The sequence below is a fragment of the Dyella sp. SG562 genome (genome assembly GCF_011759495.1).
GTDB lineage: Bacteria > Pseudomonadota > Gammaproteobacteria > Xanthomonadales > Rhodanobacteraceae > Dyella_D > Dyella_D marensis.
In genome coordinates this window covers 118,676-138,241 of the sequence record NZ_JAAOYS010000004.1, presented here as the reverse complement: position 1 = coordinate 138,241, position 19,566 = coordinate 118,676, and the positions used below count along the sequence as shown (strand labels likewise).

Annotated in this window: 19 protein-coding genes; 12 read left to right on the top strand and 7 right to left on the bottom strand. The window is 67.9% G+C overall.

Translation table 11 applies throughout. From position 1 onward, the window contains the following. Nucleotides 1-4 precede the first annotated feature (4 nt). Together FHW84_RS09895 and FHW84_RS09890 are read left to right on the top strand one after the other, a co-directional pair. Nucleotides 5-232 carry a hypothetical protein gene (locus FHW84_RS09895; protein WP_167254954.1) on the top strand — a complete coding sequence of 76 codons (228 nt, stop codon included), beginning with the start codon at nucleotides 5-7 and terminating at the stop codon, nucleotides 230-232. 32 nt (nucleotides 233-264) lie between these two features. Next, a complete protein-coding gene (locus FHW84_RS09890) occupies nucleotides 265-1,269 on the top strand; it encodes a ribonucleotide-diphosphate reductase subunit beta (RefSeq protein ID WP_167254952.1) in 1,005 nt (334 codons plus the stop codon). Nucleotides 1,270-1,445: 176 nt separating this feature from the next. Here the strand turns inward: FHW84_RS09890 and FHW84_RS09885 are convergent, their stop codons facing one another. From FHW84_RS09885 to FHW84_RS09875, 3 genes are all read right to left on the bottom strand, one after another. Continuing rightward, nucleotides 1,446-2,123, bottom strand: a complete 678-nt coding sequence (locus tag FHW84_RS09885; RefSeq protein WP_167254950.1) for a DUF2076 family protein — start codon at nucleotides 2,121-2,123, stop codon at nucleotides 1,446-1,448. Between the two features lie 176 nt (nucleotides 2,124-2,299). After that, on the bottom strand, nucleotides 2,300-3,181 hold the full coding sequence (locus FHW84_RS09880) for a prohibitin family protein (RefSeq protein WP_208399730.1): 882 nt from the start codon (nucleotides 3,179-3,181) through the stop codon (nucleotides 2,300-2,302). A gap of 6 nt (nucleotides 3,182-3,187) precedes the next feature. After that, on the bottom strand, nucleotides 3,188-3,385 hold the full coding sequence (locus FHW84_RS09875; protein ID WP_167254948.1) for a hypothetical protein: 198 nt from the start codon (nucleotides 3,383-3,385) through the stop codon (nucleotides 3,188-3,190). 440 nt (nucleotides 3,386-3,825) lie between these two features. On the opposite strand from FHW84_RS09875, the gene FHW84_RS09870 reads away from it, so the two are divergent. Genes FHW84_RS09870 through FHW84_RS09860 form a run of 3 tightly spaced genes read left to right on the top strand, consistent with a single transcriptional unit; the run spans nucleotide 3,826 to nucleotide 7,228 of the window. Next, a complete protein-coding gene (locus FHW84_RS09870) occupies nucleotides 3,826-4,212 on the top strand; it encodes a BlaI/MecI/CopY family transcriptional regulator (protein WP_167254946.1) in 387 nt (128 codons plus the stop codon). A gap of 1 nt (nucleotide 4,213) precedes the next feature. Next, entirely contained in the window at nucleotides 4,214-6,286 is a 2,073-nt protein-coding gene (locus FHW84_RS09865) for a M56 family metallopeptidase (protein WP_167254944.1), read from the top strand. A gap of 30 nt (nucleotides 6,287-6,316) precedes the next feature. Further along, nucleotides 6,317-7,228: a hypothetical protein gene (locus FHW84_RS09860; RefSeq protein WP_167254942.1), complete on the top strand. Its 912-nt coding sequence runs from the start codon at nucleotides 6,317-6,319 to the stop codon at nucleotides 7,226-7,228. A 198-nt stretch (nucleotides 7,229-7,426) separates the two neighbouring features. Here the strand turns inward: FHW84_RS09860 and FHW84_RS09855 are convergent, their stop codons facing one another. Further along, the gene (locus tag FHW84_RS09855) at nucleotides 7,427-9,760 is read right to left on the bottom strand and encodes a S9 family peptidase (RefSeq protein ID WP_167254940.1); all 2,334 of its coding nucleotides are present in this window, start codon (nucleotides 9,758-9,760) and stop codon (nucleotides 7,427-7,429) included. A 178-nt stretch (nucleotides 9,761-9,938) separates the two neighbouring features. On the opposite strand from FHW84_RS09855, the gene FHW84_RS09850 reads away from it, so the two are divergent. Next, nucleotides 9,939-10,328 carry an acyl-CoA thioesterase gene (locus FHW84_RS09850; RefSeq protein ID WP_167254938.1) on the top strand — a complete coding sequence of 130 codons (390 nt, stop codon included), beginning with the start codon at nucleotides 9,939-9,941 and terminating at the stop codon, nucleotides 10,326-10,328. Between the two features lie 87 nt (nucleotides 10,329-10,415). Here FHW84_RS09850 and FHW84_RS09845 read toward each other — a convergent pair whose 3' ends face one another. Next, nucleotides 10,416-11,315: a LysR family transcriptional regulator gene (locus FHW84_RS09845; RefSeq protein ID WP_167254936.1), complete on the bottom strand. Its 900-nt coding sequence runs from the start codon at nucleotides 11,313-11,315 to the stop codon at nucleotides 10,416-10,418. Nucleotides 11,316-11,437: 122 nt separating this feature from the next. Between FHW84_RS09845 and FHW84_RS09840 the strand changes: the two genes are divergently transcribed. The 3 genes from FHW84_RS09840 (at nucleotide 11,438) to FHW84_RS09830 (ending at nucleotide 14,028) form a co-directional block, all read left to right on the top strand. Continuing rightward, nucleotides 11,438-12,430: an aldo/keto reductase gene (locus FHW84_RS09840; RefSeq protein WP_167254934.1), complete on the top strand. Its 993-nt coding sequence runs from the start codon at nucleotides 11,438-11,440 to the stop codon at nucleotides 12,428-12,430. A gap of 41 nt (nucleotides 12,431-12,471) precedes the next feature. Then, nucleotides 12,472-13,293 (top strand): NADPH-dependent 7-cyano-7-deazaguanine reductase QueF, encoded by an 822-nt coding sequence (gene queF / locus FHW84_RS09835; RefSeq protein WP_167254932.1) that lies wholly within the window; start codon nucleotides 12,472-12,474, stop codon nucleotides 13,291-13,293. A 159-nt stretch (nucleotides 13,294-13,452) separates the two neighbouring features. Beyond that, the gene (locus FHW84_RS09830; protein WP_167254930.1) at nucleotides 13,453-14,028 is read left to right on the top strand and encodes a hypothetical protein; all 576 of its coding nucleotides are present in this window, start codon (nucleotides 13,453-13,455) and stop codon (nucleotides 14,026-14,028) included. A 112-nt stretch (nucleotides 14,029-14,140) separates the two neighbouring features. On the opposite strand, the gene FHW84_RS09825 is transcribed toward FHW84_RS09830, so the two are convergent. Together FHW84_RS09825 and tviB are read right to left on the bottom strand one after the other, a co-directional pair. Next, nucleotides 14,141-15,151 (bottom strand): NAD-dependent epimerase, encoded by a 1,011-nt coding sequence (locus FHW84_RS09825; RefSeq protein ID WP_167254928.1) that lies wholly within the window; start codon nucleotides 15,149-15,151, stop codon nucleotides 14,141-14,143. After that, nucleotides 15,151-16,428, bottom strand: coding sequence for a Vi polysaccharide biosynthesis UDP-N-acetylglucosamine C-6 dehydrogenase TviB (tviB, locus tag FHW84_RS09820; RefSeq protein ID WP_167254925.1), 1,278 nt, complete (start codon nucleotides 16,426-16,428; stop codon nucleotides 15,151-15,153). Before tviB ends, FHW84_RS09825 begins: the two co-directional genes overlap by 1 nt. Before the next feature lie 455 nt (nucleotides 16,429-16,883). Between tviB and FHW84_RS09815 the strand changes: the two genes are divergently transcribed. From FHW84_RS09815 to FHW84_RS09805, 3 genes are all read left to right on the top strand, one after another. Further along, nucleotides 16,884-17,129, top strand: coding sequence for a hypothetical protein (locus FHW84_RS09815; RefSeq protein WP_167254923.1), 246 nt, complete (start codon nucleotides 16,884-16,886; stop codon nucleotides 17,127-17,129). A gap of 320 nt (nucleotides 17,130-17,449) precedes the next feature. Beyond that, nucleotides 17,450-17,737, top strand: coding sequence for a hypothetical protein (locus FHW84_RS09810; RefSeq protein WP_167254922.1), 288 nt, complete (start codon nucleotides 17,450-17,452; stop codon nucleotides 17,735-17,737). A 14-nt stretch (nucleotides 17,738-17,751) separates the two neighbouring features. Further along, on the top strand, nucleotides 17,752-19,533 hold the full coding sequence (locus FHW84_RS09805; protein WP_167254919.1) for a GGDEF domain-containing protein: 1,782 nt from the start codon (nucleotides 17,752-17,754) through the stop codon (nucleotides 19,531-19,533). Nucleotides 19,534-19,566 lie beyond the last annotated feature (33 nt).

The following is a 19,566-nucleotide window of genomic DNA, read 5'->3' as shown; positions in this document are numbered from 1 at the left end:
CCCGATGAAGCCGTACCGGAACCGCAGCGGGAAATCCGGTGTCGCCGCCTACGAAAGCGGCGAAGGCTACATCCGGGTGCGTTTCATCCACGACGGCACCTACGAATACGACGCCACCCGGCCCGGCCGCCTGCACGTAGGCAACATGCAGAAGCTGGCCGACGCCGGGATCGGCCTGTCCACCTATATCAGCCGCTTCGTGCGCGAACGCTACGCGCGCAAGCTCGATTGAGCGCCGGCGGCGCCCGCAGCAAAGGAATTCCCATGTCGCACATCCTCGATCCCGGTTTCGAACTCACCCTGCGCCCGATGCGCTATCCCGAGTTCTACGAGATGTACCGCAACGCCATCAAGAACACCTGGACGGTGGAGGAAGTGGACTTCTCGCTGGACGTGACGGACCTGAAGTCCAAGATGAGCGACGCGGACCGCCATCTGATCCATCGCCTGGTGGCCTTCTTCGCCACCGGCGACACCATCGTGGCGAACAACCTGGTGCTGAATCTGTACCAGCACATCAATGCGCCGGAAGCGCGCATGTACCTGTCGCGCCAGCTGTACGAGGAAGCGCTGCACGTGCAGTTCTACCTCACCCTGCTGGACACCTATATTCCCGATCCGGCCGAGCGCAACAAGGCCTTCGGCGCGATCCAGAACATCCCCTCGATCCGCCAGAAGGGCGAGTTCTGCTTCAAGTGGATCGACTCGATCCAGAACCTGCAGCGCCTGGAAACGCGCGAACAGCGCCGCCAGTTCCTGCTCAACCTGATCTGCTTCGCCGCCTGCATCGAAGGCCTGTTCTTCTTCGCGGCATTCGCCTACGTGTACTTCCTGCGTTCGCGCGGCCTGCTGCACGGGCTGGCCTCCGGCACCAACTGGGTGTTCCGCGACGAATCCGGCCACATGGGCTTCGCCTTCGAAGTGGTGCGCACGGTGCGCGCGGAAGAGCCGGACCTGTTCGACGAAACCATGCGCGCGCAGGTGGAAGAAATGCTGGAAGACGCCATCGCCTGCGAAACGCAGTTCGCCGAGGACGTGCTGTCCGGTGGCGTGGCCGGCCTGTCGGTGAAGGATATGCGCCAGTACCTGGAGTACTGCGCCGACCAGCGCCTGGTGCAGCTGGACCTGCCGAAGAAGTACGGCGCGAAGAACCCCTTCGACTTCATGGACCTGCAGGACGTGCAGGAAGTGACCAACTTCTTCGAGCGGCGCGTGTCGGCGTATCAGGTGGGCGTCGAGGGAGAAGTGGCGTTCGATATGGCGTTCTGACGCCTTGGCCCCCTCTCCCCTGCGGGGAGAGGGTTGGGGTGAGGGGGACCTACGGAGCGCTGAAGCGGAAGCACAAAAGCAAGCGACGCTTCATCGATCTTCTTCCGCAAGCACCGCCCCTCATCCGGCTGCCGCCACCTTCTCCCCGGCGGGGAGAAGGATTCCACATGCAGGCGTTACACCCAGCTGTTGTCGTTATCGTCGTCGAAGCCCACGTCGCCGACGTCGCTCAGGTCACCGTTGAAATCGCTGTTGTCCTGCGCGAACGCGTGGTCGTTCTGCAACGCGTTGCCGCTGTTGTTGTCGTCGTAGAAATTGTTCTGCGTGATGTTCTCCACCACGGTCTCCTGCCCGCCGCCGCCGAAGAAACCGCCGCCGCCGTGGTGGCCGCCCAGCAGGCTTTCGATGCCGTTGAACAGGAACATGCCGCCGGCCACGCCCGCGGCCGTGGTCGCGGCGCTGGCGAGGAAGCTGGGTGCGGCTGCCGGCTGCTGAGGCGCCGGTGCGGCGCCGCCGAACAGGCGCTCGCGCCAACCCGGCGCGGCCTGCTGCTGCGGCATCGGCGGAGGCGCCGAGGGCTGCTGCGGCTGGCTCCAGCCGCCGGCCTGGCCGCCGAGGAAGCTGCCGCCGCCCTGCCCGCTCACCTGTGCCTGCAATTGCGCGATCTGCGCCTTGGCATTCTCCAGCGCCTGCTGCTGCAGCAGGCTGCGCTGCACCAGCAGGTAGAGCGCATCGGGGTGGCCGGCCAGGCGCTGCTGGATCAGCGCGTCGGCCTGCGCGTCCTTGGCCACGCCGCCGGCGGCGGCCAGGCGCTGCAGGAAATCGTCGAGAAGTTGCTGTTCCTGGGGAGTCATGGGTGCTACCTCGTGGTGGTGGGCGACGGCTTGGTCCGCGCGCGTAAGTTGCCAAGTATGCGTGCGGCGGATGACATCAAGGCCACCCTGCCATCGGTTGGGCTGCGCGCGTTCAGCTCGACAAGAACTTGCGCCGGTTGAAATGAAGGCGGAGCCCGCAGGCTCCGCCATTTGCCTTACTTCGACGCCTCGCGCGCCTGCAGGTTCACGAACGGCAGCATGCCGCCGCCGTTGTAGGTGGGCAGGTGGCCGTCCCATTTCTCGATGGCCGACATCTGCACCACGTTCGGGTTCTGCCGCAGCGCGTCGCCCTTCAGCGAGATCGCCTTGGCTTCCGCTTCGGCGATGGTCACCGCGGCCTTGGCCCGGCCTTCGGCTTCCGCCTCCACCTTCTGCGCCTCGGCCTGCGCCTGCGCCACTTCGTTCTGGCGCTGCTCGGCCATCTGGGTGGCCTGGATCTTGGCGTTGATCGACTGCACCACGTTGTCCGGCAGGCGCAGTTCGCCGATCCAGTAGATCTTCTCGATCACGATGCCCACCGGCGCCACCTCCGCGGCCACGTCGTTCTGCACCGCATCGATCAGATGCGCCTTGCCCTTGCCGTAGACCGATTCGATATCCAGGTTCGCGGCTTCCTTCACCAGAGCGTCGCGCACCATGTTGCGCAGGTAGACGTCGGTGATCTCGTCGATGCCCTTGCGGTACTTCTGGAAGATCAAGGTCACCTTGGTCGGGTCGATGTGATAGGTGATGCCCACGTCGGCGTTGACGATCAGGCCCTGCGCGGTCTGGAAGCTCAACGACTCGTCGACCGGGCGGCCTTCGTTCGAGGAACGCGTGAACACGTAGGTCTGCGTGAACGTGGGGAAGGTGTACAGCTCATAGCCCCAGCCCACCCAGTAACGGCCCGGCGGCAATTCCTGCAGCGCGCCCTTGCCGTCGCCATAGAGCTGGAACTTCACGCCCACGTTGCCGGCCGGCACCTTGTCGCAGGCCGCCAGCAGCAGCGCGCACAGCGCAATGGCAACCATCGAGAAACGTTTGATCGTGCGATTCATAAACAGTCATTCCTTGTGACGAAGAAGGCGGCTGAGCAGGCGATAGCTCCAGGCCGCAAGCAGGACCAGCAGGACCAGGCCGGCGATCACGGCGAACGTGCTCGTGGCGGAGATCAGCTGCGGGCCGACGAAACCCAGGTACAGCAGCAGGCACAGCGCAAGCAGCCAGGGGCTGGCCAGCATCTGCGCGAACAGCGCTTTCATGGCGGCGACTCCTTGATGGAAGTTCATGGCGGATGCGAAGCGATCCGCGCATCGCCACCCGGCGCGTGCGCGCACGCGGGCAGCAGGCGATGCGCCGATGGTTTCGGCGTGGGCCTTAAGCGAGGGTTGGCGGTCTCAGGTCCGGCGGACGGAGATGGCGGCGCGGTGGGGAGAGGAAGCCAGGCGACGAGCGTCGAAAGTCTTCATATGCGCACTCCGGTGCGCGGGGTCGGGTGGTGATGGCGGTGCATCTTACTCCTGCTTTTTCGCGCCGGAGCGAAAACGCTACATCGTTACAGTGCGGGGAACGGGGAGCGGGGAACAAAAGCGCGCAACTTGCGAGGCCCCGTTCCCCGTTCCCCGTGGCTACCAGCCTATTGACTACACCTGTAGTCAAGGCGTAGCGTGCCTACATCTGTAGTCACACCGGATGACCTGCCATGTCCAAGCCTTCGATCGGCGACCAGGAACTCGCCCTGCTGCATTACCTGGCCGAACACGAGCCCGCCTCGGTCGGCGAAGTGGCCACCGGCTTCGGCGAGGCGCGCGGCCTGGCGCGCTCCACCGTGCTGACCATGATGGAACGCCTGCGCGGCAAGGGTTATCTGCGCCGCCGCCAGGGCGGCGGCGTGTACCGCTACAGCACCGCCACCGGTCCCGGCGAAGCGATGCGGCAGGCGGTGGATCAGTTCGTGGAGAAGACCCTGGCCGGTTCGGTGTCGCCATTCGTGGCGTGGATGTCCGAGAAGGCCGAGGTCAGCGACAACGAGCTGGCCGAACTCGAAGCCCTGGTCAATCAACTGCAGTCGCGGCGCAAGGAGAAATGATATGGACGGCTATTTCCGTTTCGCCGACCTGCTGCTCGACCGCCTGGTCTGGACGTCCATCCAAGCTGCCGCCCTGATCGGCGCGGTGTGGCTGCTGTGCCGCTGGCTGCCGCGCTGGTCGCCGGCCATGCGCTGCCTGCTGTGGTGGCTGGTGGGCCTGCAGCTGGTGCTCGGCCTCGTCCTGGGCCGTCCGCTGGAACTGCCGCTGCTGACGCCGTCGGTGGAAACCACCGCGCTGTCGGGCGAGCAGGCGCAGGAACATGGCATCGCCATCCATACCGCGGTCACCGGCGACCCGCTGGCCTCGATCCCGGTGCCGCTCGCCGCGGCGGCTAAAGCGGCCGATGCGCCGCCGGCCAAGCCCTGGCCGTGGCGCGAAACCCTGGCCAGCCTGTGGCTGCTCGCGATGGCGCTGCAGCTGGCCGCCGCGCTGCGCGAATGGCGCGAGACGCGCGCGGTGATGCGCAGCGCCGAACCGGTACGCGATACCCGACTGCTCGCGCAGTGCGCCGAACAGGCGCGCGCGCTCGGCCTGCGCCACTGCCCGGAACTGCGCCGCTCCGACGTGATCGTGTCGCCGCAGGTCGCCGGGCTGTGGCGCCCGGTGGTGCTGCTGCCGACCGAGCACACGCTGGATGCGGACGACTGCGCCATGGCGCTGGCGCATGAACTGGCGCATCTGCGCCGCGGCGATCTGTGGCTGGGCTGGATTCCGGCCATGGCGCAGCGCGCGTTCTTCTTCCATCCGCTGGCGCGCTGGGCGATGCGCGAATACGCGTTTCACCGCGAGGCCGCTTGCGACGCGCAGGTACTGGACCGCTCCAGTGCCGAGCCGCAGGACTACGGCCGCCTGCTGCTGCGCCTGGGCGTGGCGTTCCCGGTGTCTTCCGGCCTGGCCGGCGCCTCGCCCACCTTCCAGAACCTGAAACGCCGCCTCACCCTGCTGCAGCAGACCGACCGCGTGCCGCCGCGCCTGGGCGCCTGGCTGCTGGTGGTGCTGGTGGCCGTCGCCGGTGCGCTGCCTTATCGCGTCACCGCGCGCGGCATGGATCAGCAGCAGGCAACGTCCTCCGCGCCGGCGGCGAATGCCGCGCCCGCGGTCGCGCCGCAAGCCGCACCCGCACCCGCACCGCTGGTGTCGCCCACGCGCGTCGTCGCGGCGCATCCGCTGCCCGCGGTCGCGGCGGCACCCGCGCCGGTCGCGCCCGTGGCTACGACGGTAACGCCGGCTCCCGCCGCGAAGCCCGCCGCCCGCGCCATGGCCGCTCTTGACCCGATCACTGCTCCGCCGCCCGCGCCGATGGCGCCCATGGAGCCGATGAGCCCGCCGCCGCCACCGCCGCCACCGCCGGTCGCACCGGTGCCGCCGCCCGCTCCGCCGGCACCGCCGTCGCCGGTACGCGTGGGCAAGGCTTCGCACGTCGACCTCGACCTCGATAACGGCGCGCCCCGCGGCTTCGCCATCGTCGAGCCGGATTTCCTCACCGTGCAGGGCAGCGAGAACGATCTGGCCAACGCACGCGCCCTGCAGAACGGCAACGCGCCGGTGCTGTGGATCCGCCGCGGCGACAAGGCCTATGTGGTGCGCGACCATGCGCTGCTGCAGCAGGCCAAGGACGCTTATGCGCCGATGCGCGATCTCGCACGCCAGCAAGGCGAGTTCGCCGGCAGGCAGGGCGAGCTGGCCGGCCGCCAGGATGGACTGGCCGCGGAAGTCGAAGCGCTGTCGGTGCGCCGTTCCGAGCTGGACAGCGAACGCGTCGCCCTGACCCGGCAGCGCGAGCAGCTGCGCATGCAGGGCAAGGCCGACAGCGCGGAGGCGGCCGGCATCGCCGCCTCGTTCGAAGGGCGCCTCAGCGGCATCGAGGCGCAGCGCGCCGACCTGCAGCGCCGGCAGGCCGACATCGACCGGCGGCAGGCCGACTTCAGCCGCAACCAGGCCGAGCTCTCGCGCCAGCAGGCCGAACTGTCCAAACGCGAGCGCGAAGTCTCGCGGCAGGTCTACAGCCAGCTGGACCGCTTGATGGACCAGGCCGTCGCCGACGGCCAGGCCCAACCCAGCACGCGCCTTTGATCGCCCCTTCTCTCTGACGAGGCCTTATCGATGAAGCTGCATCCGCCCGCTCTCCGACTGCCGCGCCGCGCCGAATGGCGGGTGGCGATCTTCTCCGCACTGCTGCTCGCGGCCCCGCTCACCCTGCTGGCCGCGCAGTACACGCCGCCGCCAGCGCCGCCGGCCGCGCCGCCACCGCCACCGCCGCCCCCTGCTCCGCCCCCGCCGCCGGTGCCGCCCGTTCCGCCGTCGCCGCCACCACCGCCGCCGCCGGCCGATTTCGGTGGTTTCGGCGCCCGCCACGTGTCGATCCACACCCGCGGCGAAGCCGCCGAAGGGCTGGCGCTGATCGATGGGGATTCGGTGATGTTCGATGGCGCCGACCGCGACGTGGAAGCGGTGCGCCGCCTGCAGGACGGCAAGGGTTCGCTGCTGTGGTTCCGCCGCGGCGGGCAGGCCTGGGTGATCCGCGACCAGGCGTATCTGGATCGCGCCAAGGCCGCTTACGCCGAGGTGGAAACGATCGGCAAGGAACAGGGCAAGCTCGGCGGCGAACAAGGCAAGCTCGGTGCGCAGCAGGGCAGCCTGGGCCAGCGCCAGGGCATGCTCGGCTCGCGCCAGGGCAGCCTGGCCAGCAAGGAAGCGGAGCTGTCCAGCCGCGAAGCGCAGCTTGCGGGGATGGAGGCGCAGGGCAAGCCGGCGGCCGACCTCGCCGCGGGACGCCAGAAGATCGCCGCCGCGCGCGCCGACCTGGAAGCGCAGCAGAAGGCGCTGGAACGCGAGCAGGAAGCCCTCGCGCACGACCAGGAGGCACTCGGCAAGCAGCAGCAAGCCCTGGGCGAGAAGCAGGGTGCGCTGGGCAAGCGGCAGGAACTCGCCAACCAGAAGGCGCATGCGCAGCTCGATGCCTTGATCAAGGAAGCGCTGGCAAAGGGCGTGGCCAAACCGGTGGAAACACTCTAGCTACGAAGAACTCTTCTCCCCTCCGGGGAGAAGATGCCGGCAGGCAGATGAGGGGCGGGTGCTCGCAGGAGCGGATCGACGAAGCATCGCTCGCTTTTCCGATCCCGCTTCTACGCTCCGTAGGTTCCCCTCACCCCAACCCTCTCCCCGGAGGGGAGAGGGGGTAGAAAAAAACGGGCCCTGGTGGGCCCGTTTTTTTCAATCCTTCGGCATCTTCAACTCGTATTCCTTCGGCGGCGTCGCTTCCATCAGATACCGCACGAAGTAATCCCAGCGCTTGCGCGTCATGTACAGGCTGGCCGCGCCATAGCCATGGTGCGCATTCGGGATCAGCAGCAGATCGAAGTCCTTGTTGGCCTTGATCAGCGCATCCACCACCAGCAGCGTCTGGTACGGCGGCACGTTGTCGTCCATGGTGCCGTGCGCCAGCAGCAGATGGCCCTTGAGCTTGTCGGCATAGACCTGGTTGGCCTGCTTGTCGTAGTTGCTCTTGCCGTCCTTGTCCTTCACCAGCAGGCCCTGCCACTTCTCCGCCCAGTCGTCTTCGTAGTTGCGGTTGTCGTGGTTGCCGCTTTCGGCGATGCCGACCTTGAAGAAGTCCGGATACATGAACATGGCGCCCACGGTGGCGTTGCCGCCGCCGGAGTGGCCCCACATGCCGACGCGGTCCAGGTCGATCCACGCATAGCGCTTGCCCAGTTCCTTCAGGCCCGCCACCTGGTCCGGCAAGGTGTTGTCGATGATGTTGCCGAAGTAGGCATCGTGGAACGCCTTGGAGCGCCACGGCGTGCCCATGCCGTCGATCGCCACCACGATGAAGCCCAGCTCCGCCAGCGCCTGGTTGTCGCGGCCGACGCTGAAGCTGCGCGTGCCGACCGAGCCGGTCTGCGGGCCGGGGTAGACGTAGTCGACGATCGGGTACTTCTTGCCCGGGTCGAAGTTCGTCGGCTTGTACATCAGGCCGTACAGGTCGGTCTTGCCGTCGCGGCCCTTCACGGTGAACGGCTCCGGCGCCTTCCAGCCGGTGGCGAGCAGGCGGCCGATGTCGGCCTTGGCCACCTGGGCCACGGTGCGGCCGTCGTCGCTGGAGCGCAGCACCGTCACCGGCGGCGTGGTGCTGGTGGAATAGGCGTCGACGAACAGCTTGCCGTCGGGCGACGGCACGACGGTGTGGTCGGCGGGCTCCGGCGTGAGCAGGGTCGGCTTGCCGCCGTCGATGCTCACCTTCCAGTACTGCTGGTAATACGGATCGACGCCGGCGGTGCGGCCCACGCCGCGGAACCACAGCGTGCGCGACTTCGCGTCCACCCGCAGCACCTGGGTGACGTTGCCCTCGCCGGTGGTGATGGCGCGCTTGAGCTTGCCGGTGTTGAGGTCGTACAGGTACAGGTTGCCCCAGTTGTTGCGCTCGCTGAACCAGATCGCCTCGTGGGTTTCCGGCAGGTAGCTCCAGTTGACCTTGTCGTTGCCGCTCTCGTAGTAGGTCTTCACCTTCTCGTCGAACACCGTGCGCACTTCGCCGCTCTTGGCGTCGGCGATGCGGAACCAGGACTGCTTGTGGTCGCGCGAGGTGGACACGAAGGCCAGTGTCTTGCCGTCCGCCGCCCACTGCACGTCGTCCCAGCCGCCGTCGCGGCCGCAGCTGATGTCGTCGCACAGGGTGGAGCGGTGCTGGTCCGGCTGCATCTTCAGGCGCAGCACTTTCTTGGCCGGCACGTCGATGATCACGCGCTCGATCATGGTGATGTGCTCGTCGCCGACCAGCGGGTACTTCCACTTCTCCAGCTTCGGATGGCCCACGTTGGTGGTGACCAGGTACATGTCGCCGGTCTTGCGCTGGTCCTGCTGGAAGGTGGCGATCTGGGTCGAATCCGGCGACCACACCAGGATGGCGCTGTCGGTGTGCTTCCAGCCGGCGTTGTCGGTGGCGTAGCCGTAGTCTTCGACGCCGTCGGTGGTGAGCTGGGTTTCCTTGCCCGTGGCGACGTCGCGCAGCCACAGGTTCCAGTGGCGGATAAAGGCTTCGGTCTTCTTGTCGGGCGAGAGCACGCCCGGCTCCTCGCCGGCGTCGCCGTGCCTGGGCTGCGCGCACACGCCTTCGCCCTTGAGGTCGCACAGGTAGTGCTTGCCGCGCAGGCTGACGTCGAGCTGGCCGTCGGCGGCCACGTCGAATTCGGTGATGCCGAGCTTGCTGGCGTCCACCGGCTTGCCGGCGGCCTTGCTCAGCGCGGCGGCGAGTTTGGCCTGGTCGAATGCGGGTTCGGCCTTGCCGGTGGCGGCGTCCATGCGCAGGTAACGGTCGCCCTGGGCGTCGTGGTCGCGGTACCAGAAGTGGCTGTCGTCGAGCCAGCTGGCGCTGGTCACCGCGTGGTCGATCAGCGGCGCGGCGCGGTAGTACATGAAGCTCTCGGCGCGGGCGTAATCGTCCGCCGTCAGCGTCCTGGCCGGTGCCGCCTGTGCGGCCGCGCCGGACGACAGCGCGCTCAATACCAGCGCGCCGAGCAGGCGCGAACCATCCATCTTCAAACCCATTGTCGACTCCCCTTGAGGATTGGCGCGATACGAAGCCCGCCGTGGCTTGCCGGAAGCTGTAGCCGGCGATCCAAAGTCATGGATCGTAGTCCGGAGGTCATGCCCCGACCCCTGCCAGAAGTCCCTGGGGGGAAACATGCGTCAAAATACGCGTTCTCCCCACCCAAGACCGCACGCCATGACCAAGCACGCCGCCGCCCTGCCCGAAGCCACCCTGCTGGAGATGGTGTTTCCCGACCACACCAATCATCTCGGCACCCTGTTCGGCGGCCAGGCGCTGGCGTGGATGGACAAGGCGGCGTTTATCGTCGCCTCGCGCCACGCGCGCCGCATCGTGGTCACGGCGCGCTCGGAAGAAGTGAGCTTCCGCGTGCCGGTGCGCAAGGGCCAGCTGGTGGAACTGCTGGCGCGCATCGTCGAAGTGGGCCGCAGCTCCATGCATGTGGAAGTGGAAATGACCGCCGAGGACCCGCTCACCGGCGACCGCCGCGTCTGCACCACCGGGCGCTTCGTGATGGTGGCGCTGGATTCCAACGGCACGCCGACGGACGTGCCGCCGCTGGCCTGAGCGGCCGCGTAGGTTGGGGTGAGCGCCAGCGAACCCCAACACCCACGGTCGCCGGCAGCGTTGGGGTTCGCTGGCGCTCACCCCAACCTACGCCAGGGTTGATACCAGCCCCGCCACCCAGTCGATGAACACGCGCAGCCGCAGCGGCAGCTGCCGCTGGCGCAGATACGCCACGTGCAGCGGCATCGGCGGCGGCGGCGTGTCGGTCAGCAGGGCCACCAGCTGGCCGCTGGCCAGCGCATCGCCGAAGCGGTAGCGCGGAAACTGCGCGATGCCCAGGCCCGCCTCGCAGCAGGCGGCGTAGGCGTCGGAACCGTTGACGGTGACCATCGACGGCAGGCTCACCTCGCGCAGGCTGCGTCCCACCATGAATTCCAGTGGCACCGCGCGGCGCGTGTTCGGCGAGGCCCAGTTCACCGCCAGGTGGCCCTTGTGCAGGTCGGCCAGGCTGGCCGGCATGCCGTGGCGCCGCACGTAGTCGGCGCTGGCCATGGTCACCTGCTGCATCGAGGCGATGCGGCGCGCCACCAGTTCGGAATCGGGCAGCTCGCCCGAGCGCACCACGCAATCCACGCCTTCGCGCACCAGGTCGACGTAGCGGTCGCTGGTGCCCAGCTCCAGTTCCACCTGCGGATAGCGCTTGAAGAAATCCGGCAGCGCCGGCGCGATCAGGTGGCGCGCCAGCGTGGCCGGCATGTCCACGCGCAGCCGCCCCTTGGGCTGGGTGGCGGCGTCGCGGAAGCCGGCTTCCACCTCGTCCACGTCGGCCAGCAGGCGCACGCAATGGCCGTAGTAGGTCTCGCCGTCGCGGGTGGGGCTGACGCTGCGCGTGGTCCGCTGCAGCAGGTGCGCGCCCAGCCGCGCCTCCAGCCGCTTGATGGTGTGGGTGAGCGTGGCGCGCGGCAGGTTCAGGTCGTCCGCGGCGCGGGTGAAGCTGCCCAGCTCGACGATGCGGGCGAACACGCGCATGGCTTGCAGCTGGTCCATGGCCGGGGCTTCCCATTGTTGATATGAATGAAACAGACCTGGCGATTATTGAGCATTTATCCATCAACGATGCAAGCGCAGCATGTGCCCATCTTTTCTCCCACCTGAAAGAGAGTCCCGCGATGCAAACACGACTGCTTGGCCGCAACGGCCCCAAGGTTTCCGCCCTCGGCCTGGGCTGCATGGGCATGAGCGAGTTCTACGGCGCGCGCGACGACGCCGAGTCCATCGCCACCATCCACCACGCGCTGGACCGCGGCCTCACCCTGCTGGACACCGCCGACATCTACGGCCCGTACACCAACGAGGAACTGGTCGGCAAAGCCATCCGCGGCCGCCGCGAACAGGTATTCCTGGCCACCAAGTTCGGCATCGTGCGCGACCCCGCCAACCCGCAGGTGCGCGGCGTCAACGGCCGGCCGGAATACGTGCGCGAGTCCGTCGACGGCAGCCTCAAGCGCCTGGGCGTCGAGCAGATCGACCTGTACTACCAGCACCGCCTGGATCCGCGCACGCCGATCGAGGACACCGTCGGCGCCATGGCCGAGCTGGTGCAGGCCGGCAAGGTGCGCTACCTGGGCCTGAGCGAGGTTTCGGCCGAGACGCTGGAACGCGCGCACAAGGTGCACCCCATCGCGGCCGTGCAGAGCGAGTTCTCGCTGTGGACGCGCGACCCGCAGGAAAACGGCGTACTGGCCATGTGCCGCCAGCTCGGCGTGGCCCTGGTGGCTTACTCGCCGCTGGGCCGCGGCTTCCTTACCGGCGCCTACAAGAGCCCCGAGGACTTCGACGCCGACGACTACCGCCGCAGCAGCCCGCGCTTCCTGGGCGAGAACTTCACCCGCAACCTTGAACTGGTGGACAAGGTGCAGGAACTGGCGAAGGACAAGGGCTGCACGCCCGCGCAGCTGGCCCTGGCCTGGGTGCTGGCCCAGGGCGAGGAAGTGATCGGCATCCCCGGCACCAAGCGCCGCGACCGCCTGGACGAGAACCTGGGCGCGCTGGATGTCGCCCTCAGCGCCGCCGAGCTCGCGGCCATCGACGCGGTGTTCCCGCCCGATGCCGCCGCCGGCCCGCGCTATACCGAGGCCATGCTCAAGTTCCTCAACGCCTGACCGGCACGGCAATACGGCTCATGGCGGGTAAAATGCCCGCCATGAGCACTCCCGAACACTCCCCCCTCGGCAAGACCACCGTCTACGCCGACCGCTACGACCCGTCCCTGCTGTTCCCCATCCCCCGCCAGGCCAAGCGCGACGAGATCGGCGTGAGCGCGCCGCTGCCGTTCCACGGCGTGGATATCTGGAACGCCTACGAGCTCTCCTGGCTGGATGCGCGCGGCAAGCCGCGCGTGGCGCTGGCCGAATTCCGCGTGCCGGCGGCCTCGCCGAACATCATCGAATCGAAGTCGTTCAAGCTGTATCTCAACGGCTTTGCGCAGGAACGCATCGACGATGCGCAAGCCCTTGCAGCGACCCTGCGCCGCGATCTCTCCGCCGCGGCCGGCGCCGAGGTGGACGTGCACCTGAGCGAGCCGAGCGCGAAAGCGCATGCGGTGGTGGATCTCGAAGGCGCCTCGATCGATGCGCTGGATATCGACATCGACGACTACGGCCCGCCCAAGTCCGATTACCTGCATGCCGATGCGGGCGAGGTGGTGGAAGAAGCCCTGGTCTCGGACCTGCTGCGCTCCAACTGCCCCGTCACCGGCCAGCCCGACTGGGGCAGCGTGCAGATCCGCTACCGCGGGCCGCGCATCGACCGCGCGGGCCTGCTGCGCTACCTGGTCTCGTTCCGCAATCACAACGAATTCCACGAGCAGTGCGTGGAACGCATCTTCGTGGACGTGAGCCGGCACTGCGCGCCGCAAAGCCTGAGCGTTTATGCGCGCTATACGCGGCGCGGCGGCCTGGACATCAATCCGTTCCGCGCCAGCGCCGCGTCGGCGCCCGGCAATCCGCGCGGCGCGCGCCAATAGCATGGCGTGCGGAGGCGGCGCGAAACGTTCGTAAAAAACCTGTCGCGCCGCGCCCGCCGCTAATGGCGGCTTCATCGCGACAGGCCTAGCTTGGCGCTGCGGGAACGCCATGCGTTTACTCCGTTCATCCATGGATCGACGACCGGAAGGGGGATTGCCATGCATCGCTTTCAACGCCACGCCGCCGGCGGTTGTTGCCTGATCGCCGCGCTCGCGCTGGGCGCCTGCGGCAAGCACGAAGCAGCACCGCCCGCCGCCGCGCCGGCAGCAGCGGCCAGCGTGCCGGCCAGGGCGCCCGCGACGGCGCCGGCCGCCGTTCCGGACATCACGCTGCCGAAGGCTTCCACCGCATCCACCGCCAAGGCGGCTGTCACGGCGGCGCCGGTGGACCGGGCCTTCCGCGTAGCCAGTGTCACCATCGGCGACGATGTCTCGCCGGACCATCGCGTCACCGAAGCGAAGACGCGTTTTGCGCCGAGCGTGAAGACGATCTATGCCGCGGTGGAAACGCAAGGACTGACCGACAGCGCCACGCTGAGTGCGACGTGGAGCTATCTGGAAGGAAGCTCGCGGCAGATCGTCAGCACCAGCCAGTCGATCGCCACGGACGGGCCGGCGGTGACCACGTTCGAGGTGCGCAATCCGAACCAGTGGCCGCTGGGGAAGTACCAGGTGGTGATCGCGGTGGATGGGAAGGTGGTGTCGACGCAGGATTTCGAAGTCGCAAAAACCTGAGCCTTGAAGCCGGCGTAGGCTGGGGTGAGCCGCAGGCGAACCCCAACATCGCGGCCACGGACGCTGCGCACCGTTGGGGTTCGCCTGCGGCTCACCCCAACCTACGAGGTCGTCAGGTCTTGTAGTACTCGCGATACCACGCCACGAACGCCGCGATGCCCTGCTCCACCGAGACCTTCGGCCGATAACCCACGGCCTCGACCAGGCTCGATACATCCGCCTCGGTCTCCGGCACGTCACCCGCCTGCAGCGGCAGCATTTCCATGGTGGCCTTGCGCCCCAGGCACTGCTCCAGCACCTCGATATAGCGCAGCAGCTCCACCGGATGCTCGTTGCCGATGTTGTACAGGCGATACGGCGCCACGCCGCTGGTGGCCGGATCCGGATGCGTGGCATCCCAGGCCGCATCCTTGCCCGGCACCGTATCCAGCGCGCGCACCACGCCTTCGACGATGTCGTCGATATACGTGAAGCTGCGCTTGTGCCGGCCCTCGTTGAACACGCGGATCGGTTCGCCCGCGAGGATGGCCTTGGTGAACAGGAACAGCGCCATGTCCGGGCGTCCCCACGGGCCGTACACGGTGAAGAAGCGCAAGCCGGTGGCAGGCACGCCGTACAGATGCGCGTAGCTGTGCGCCATCTGCTCGTTCGCCTTCTTCGTCGCCGCGTACAGCGTCAGCGGATGCTCGGCCGGGCGATGCTCGGAAAACGGCAGATCGCGATTGGCGCCATACACCGAACTGGTCGAAGCAAACACCAGATGCTGCACGGCATGCTGGCGGCAACCCTCCAGCACATGCAGGAAACCGGTGACGTTGCTGCTCACGTACACATGCGGATTGGTCGCCGCATAGCGCACACCCGCCTGCGCCGCCAGATTCACCACCCGCTCGGGCTTGTGCGTTGCGAACGCCTTCTCGATCGCCGCGCGGTCGGCCAGGTCCGCATGCACGTGCGTATAGCCCGGATACGCCTGCACCCGCGCCAGTCGCGCCCGCTTCAAACCCACGTCGTAGTAATCGTTGAGGTTGTCCACACCGATCACTTCATCGCCGCGCGCCAGCAGCTTGCGCGCCACGTGCGAACCGACGAAACCGGCGGTACCGGTCACCAGCACTTTCATCACAGCCTCCCGTCCACCGCTTCGCGCGGCAGCACGTATTTCACGTCGTAGACCACCGACTCGGGCTTGCCGAACGCACGGATGCCCGCGGCACCCAGCGCCTTGAACTGGCGATGGCCCACGGCGACGATCACCGCGTCGTAGTGGCCTTGCGCCGGCGCGCCCAGCGTCGCCAACCCGTATTCGTGCTCGCATTCGGCCGCATCCACCCAGGGGTCGTGCACGTCGACCTGCGCGTTGTAGCCGCGCAGCGCCTGCACGATGTCGATCACGCGGGTGTTGCGCAGGTCCGGGCAGTTCTCCTTGAAGGCCAGACCCAGCACCAGCACTTTCGCGCGCACCGGGTTGATGCCCTTGCGCACCATCAGGCGCACCACTTCACCGGCCACGTAGGGACCCATGCCGTCATTGGTGCGCCGGCCCGCCAGGATCACATCCGGGTGGTGCCCTACTTCCTGCGCCTTGTGCGTCAGGTAATACGGATCGACGCTGATGCAATGGCCGCCGACCAGGCCCGGACGGAATGGCAGGAAGTTCCATTTCGTCCCCGCCGCTTCCAGCACTTCGAGCGTGTCGATGCCGAGCTTGTTGAACAGCATCGCCAGATCGTTCACCAGCGCGATGTTGAGGTCGCGCTGGGTGTTCTCGATCACCTTCGCCGCCTCCGCCACCTTGATGCTGCTGGCCTTGTGCGTGCCGGCGGTGATGATGCTGGAGTACAGCGCGTCGACGTAGCTGGCCGCCTCCGGCGTGGAGCCGGAGGTGACCTTGAGGATCGTCGTCACACGATGCTGCTTATCGCCCGGGTTGATTCGCTCCGGGCTGTAGCCGGCGAAGAAATCCTGGTTGAACTTCAGGCCCGAGCCAGCCTCCAGCAGCGGCACGCAGACTTCTTCGGTGCAGCCCGGGTAGACCGTGGACTCGTACACCACCACGTCGCCGCGCTTGAGCACCGTCGCCAGCATCTGGCTGGCCTTGACCAGCGGCCCCAGGTCCGGCCGCTTGGCCGCGTCGATCGGCGTGGGCACCGTCACGATATAGACGTTGCGGTCGCGCAGATCTTCCAGCGCATCGCTGTAGCGCAGGCGCGCGGAGGAGCGCAGCTCGTCCGCATCCACTTCCAGCGTCGAATCCTTGCCGGCGCGCAGTTCCTCCACCCGCGCCGCGCGGATATCGAAGCCCACCGTGTCGTATGTCTTGCCGAATTCCACGGCCAGCGGCAGGCCGACATAGCCCAGGCCGACGATGGCGATCCGGGCCTCTTCCAGGTTCCGCATGCAGGGCGCCTTCCACAAAGAACGGCCTCGGCGGCCGCAACGACACAGGCTAGCAGGAGCGGAGCGTATCGCGGCTGTGACGGCCGGCCGGCGGGTCGCTTTCGGCCGAGCCGCGGCCCGCCTTAAGTGACATCGACACGCCCCCGGGCCGCGCCTAACCTGCGTTTCCGCCCGCGCTTTGCAGGAGCGAAAGGCGAGTAACGAGGGCACAAGCCTGTGCGCGTACGTCCCCTGTCACGCGCGGCTAGGCTCTGTCGGCGAACCGGCCGGGCGTGTACGTGACGGCGCCCTCGCTACTCGCCTTTCGCTCCTGGCTTGCCTATCGGTGGAAAGCCATAGGCCAGGCATAGCCGGCACGAGGTAGAGGATTTCCCCGCGCGCCCGCGCAGAATCGGCGCCGAAGCTCACGCGAAGGTCCATCACGAAGGTCCATCACGCAAGGGGAGGTGGACATCATGCGCATCACGCCGGTCGCTTTGATCGAATTCCTCGGCCTGGCGCCCGCCGGCCGCGAAACCGCCGCGCCGAAGCGCCGCCCGCCGGGCGCGCTCGACTACCAGCTGCCGGGCCGCGACTGGGCCGCGCTGTTCGGCGGCATCGCCTGCCTGGGCGCCCTGCGGCCGATCGTGTTCCTGCACCTGGGCGCCGAAACCGAAGCCGAACCCGAGGCCGAAGCCACCATCTGGCATCGCATCCACTGAAGCCGCGCCCTGCCGGAAGCCACCCCGACCCCTGGCATACAAGCTGCTTCAGCGGTTTTTCCATCACACGCCGCGCAAAAAGCCGGGCTATGATGCCGGGGACCGTCCGCGCGGAGGCTCCATCGGTGCCGCACGGACCCAGGGTCGGGGGACATCGCAACGCTCCATGTCTGACGCCGCCGCCGCGCGGCGGCGTTCCCGTTCCCTGCGTGCAGGTCGTGCCGGTTGTTCGCTCGAGCCGATAAAAAGCGGTCTCCATAAATGATGGCGCCGTACGCGGGCCATCGCACAAGCTGAAGAACGGATCACAGGGGGAGTACATGTCCGACATCATCGAGTTCCTGGAGCGCATGGGCGAAGACGCCCGCCTGCGCGATGCGTCCGCTGCCGAGCTGGAACTGGCCCTGGCCGGGACGCGCCTGGAACCTGCGCACGAAGCTGCCGTGCTGGCCCGCGATGCCGCCGGCCTGCAGGCCCTGCTGGGCCTGGGTGCGCTGATGGCCGTGCAGCTGCCCGCCGAAGAGGAAGAAGAGCAGGAAGACGAGGGCGAAGGCGACGAACCGTCGCCGGCCGAAGAAAGCCTGCGGCGCGAGGCCGCCGTCGCGTGAACGCGCGCCCCGGCATGCGGCGCCTTTACGGGTTCCTCCTTGCCGGGGCCTGCCTGCTGTGCCCGCTGGCCGCGGCCGCCGCGGAGGCCGGCGCGGCTGACGCCCCGCCCGCCCTGCTGGAGGTAGCCGACAGCATCAAGACCTCCGACCACGGCACCTTCGCCAAGCTGCTGCTGCAGATGGAGCCGGAGGCATCGAAGCTGTCGCCGCAGCAGCAGTGGCACCTGCGCTACCTGAAGGCCTGGGACGTGGCCTACTACGGCGACTACGAACGCGCCGGCCCGCTGCTGGACGAGGTGATCGCGCAGGACGTCGACGCCACCCTGCGCTTCCGCGCCACCGCCACCTCGATCAACATCCTCGGCATCGGCCACCGCTACGAAGAGGCCTTCACCCGGCTGGACAAGCTCACCAGCCAGCTGCCGCAGATCACCGACAAGCGCGCCCGCCTGCAAGGCCTGGGCGAAGCGGCGCAGCTGCTGGTCGCGGCCGGCCAGTACGACCTCGCCGCGCAGTACGCGGACGAGATGCTGAAGAACCTGCCGCCCGGCGAAGGCCCGTGCAAAGGCCTGTTCTTCAAGGCCGAGTCGGCCTATCGCGGCGAGAAGCCGAACGCGCGCGAGCAGCTGGACCAGGCCATCGACCGCTGCGTCTCCGTCGGCGAAACCGTCTACGCCAACACGCTGCGCGCCGAACTGGCCGTGGCCGACCTCGAGCGCGGTGAAGCCACCCAGGCCATCGCCGTGCTCACGCGCAACTACGCCGACGTGCAGCACGACGGCTACCAGACCCTGATCGCGCAGTTCGACGCGGCCCTGGCCAAGGCGCACCTGAGCCTGGGCAACCTGGCCGAGGCGCGCAAGCACGCGCTGGCCGCGGTGCAGAACAGCATCAAGGGCGAATACACCGCGCCGCTGGGCATGGCCTACCAGGTGCTGTACCGGGTGGCGCGCAAGCAGGGCGACCTGGCCGCGGCGCTGGCCTATCTCGAGCAGTACATGGCGGCCGACAAGGGCTATCTCGACGACGTCTCCGCCAAGGCGCTGGCCTACCAGGTGGTGAAGCAGCAGGTGCTGTCGGGCCGGCTGCAGCTGGACACGCTCAACAAGCAGAACCAGATCCTGCAGCTGCAGCAGGCGCTGGACCGCAAGGCGGTGGAAGCCAGCCGCCTGTACATCGTGCTGCTGCTGATGGCGCTGGGCTTCATCACGCTGTGGATCTACCGCCTCAAGCGCTCGCAGCTGCGCTTCATGTGGCTGTCGCGGCTGGACAGCCTCACCGGCATCTGCAACCGCAAGCATTTCATCGAAGAAGCCGAAACGGCCCTGCAGGCGGCGGCGAAGACGCGCCAGCCGGCCGCGCTGGTGATCCTGGACCTGGATCATTTCAAGTCGATCAACGACACCTTCGGCCACGCCGTGGGCGACCACACGCTCAAGCACATCGTGGAAGCCTGCCGCCCGCTGCTCAGCGCGCGCGAAGTATTCGGCCGCCTGGGCGGCGAGGAATTCGCCGTGCTGCTGCCGGATTGCACGCCCGAACAGGCCCTGGCCCGCGCCGAACAGCTGCGCGCGGCGATCGGCGCGCTGTCGCCGCTGGAAAGCGGCGAACTCTCCGTCTCCGCCAGCCTGGGCGTGGCCGACACGCACAGCGCCGGCTACGACGTCAGCGAACTGCTGGTGCGCGCCGACCACGCGCTGTACCGCGCCAAGAGCGAAGGGCGCAACCGGGTGGTGGCCACGTGGATGGGCGCGGCGGCAACGCGCGTGGTGGCGGGTGCGTCGGCGAGCGTTTAGCGCGCTGGGTTGAGAGGCTCCCGCGGACGCCTG

Excerpts from the sequence above, each read along its gene's own strand:
- FHW84_RS09895 (WP_167254954.1), top strand. The coding sequence starts at position 5 with ATGAAGCCGTACCGGAACCGCAGCGGGAAATCCGGTGTCGCCGCCTAC.
- FHW84_RS09890 (WP_167254952.1), top strand. The coding sequence starts at position 265 with ATGTCGCACATCCTCGATCCCGGTTTCGAACTCACCCTGCGCCCGATG.
- FHW84_RS09885 (WP_167254950.1), bottom strand. The coding sequence starts at position 2,123 with ATGACTCCCCAGGAACAGCAACTTCTCGACGATTTCCTGCAGCGCCTG.
- FHW84_RS09880 (WP_208399730.1), bottom strand. The coding sequence starts at position 3,181 with ATGAATCGCACGATCAAACGTTTCTCGATGGTTGCCATTGCGCTGTGC.
- FHW84_RS09875 (WP_167254948.1), bottom strand. The coding sequence starts at position 3,385 with ATGAAAGCGCTGTTCGCGCAGATGCTGGCCAGCCCCTGGCTGCTTGCG.
- FHW84_RS09870 (WP_167254946.1), top strand. The coding sequence starts at position 3,826 with ATGTCCAAGCCTTCGATCGGCGACCAGGAACTCGCCCTGCTGCATTAC.
- FHW84_RS09865 (WP_167254944.1), top strand. The coding sequence starts at position 4,214 with ATGGACGGCTATTTCCGTTTCGCCGACCTGCTGCTCGACCGCCTGGTC.
- FHW84_RS09860 (WP_167254942.1), top strand. The coding sequence starts at position 6,317 with ATGAAGCTGCATCCGCCCGCTCTCCGACTGCCGCGCCGCGCCGAATGG.
- FHW84_RS09855 (WP_167254940.1), bottom strand. The coding sequence starts at position 9,760 with ATGGGTTTGAAGATGGATGGTTCGCGCCTGCTCGGCGCGCTGGTATTG.
- FHW84_RS09850 (WP_167254938.1), top strand. The coding sequence starts at position 9,939 with ATGACCAAGCACGCCGCCGCCCTGCCCGAAGCCACCCTGCTGGAGATG.
- FHW84_RS09845 (WP_167254936.1), bottom strand. The coding sequence starts at position 11,315 with ATGGACCAGCTGCAAGCCATGCGCGTGTTCGCCCGCATCGTCGAGCTG.
- FHW84_RS09840 (WP_167254934.1), top strand. The coding sequence starts at position 11,438 with ATGCAAACACGACTGCTTGGCCGCAACGGCCCCAAGGTTTCCGCCCTC.
- queF (WP_167254932.1), top strand. The coding sequence starts at position 12,472 with ATGAGCACTCCCGAACACTCCCCCCTCGGCAAGACCACCGTCTACGCC.
- FHW84_RS09830 (WP_167254930.1), top strand. The coding sequence starts at position 13,453 with ATGCATCGCTTTCAACGCCACGCCGCCGGCGGTTGTTGCCTGATCGCC.
- FHW84_RS09825 (WP_167254928.1), bottom strand. The coding sequence starts at position 15,151 with ATGAAAGTGCTGGTGACCGGTACCGCCGGTTTCGTCGGTTCGCACGTG.
- tviB (WP_167254925.1), bottom strand. The coding sequence starts at position 16,428 with ATGCGGAACCTGGAAGAGGCCCGGATCGCCATCGTCGGCCTGGGCTAT.
- FHW84_RS09815 (WP_167254923.1), top strand. The coding sequence starts at position 16,884 with ATGCGCATCACGCCGGTCGCTTTGATCGAATTCCTCGGCCTGGCGCCC.
- FHW84_RS09810 (WP_167254922.1), top strand. The coding sequence starts at position 17,450 with ATGTCCGACATCATCGAGTTCCTGGAGCGCATGGGCGAAGACGCCCGC.
- FHW84_RS09805 (WP_167254919.1), top strand. The coding sequence starts at position 17,752 with ATGCGGCGCCTTTACGGGTTCCTCCTTGCCGGGGCCTGCCTGCTGTGC.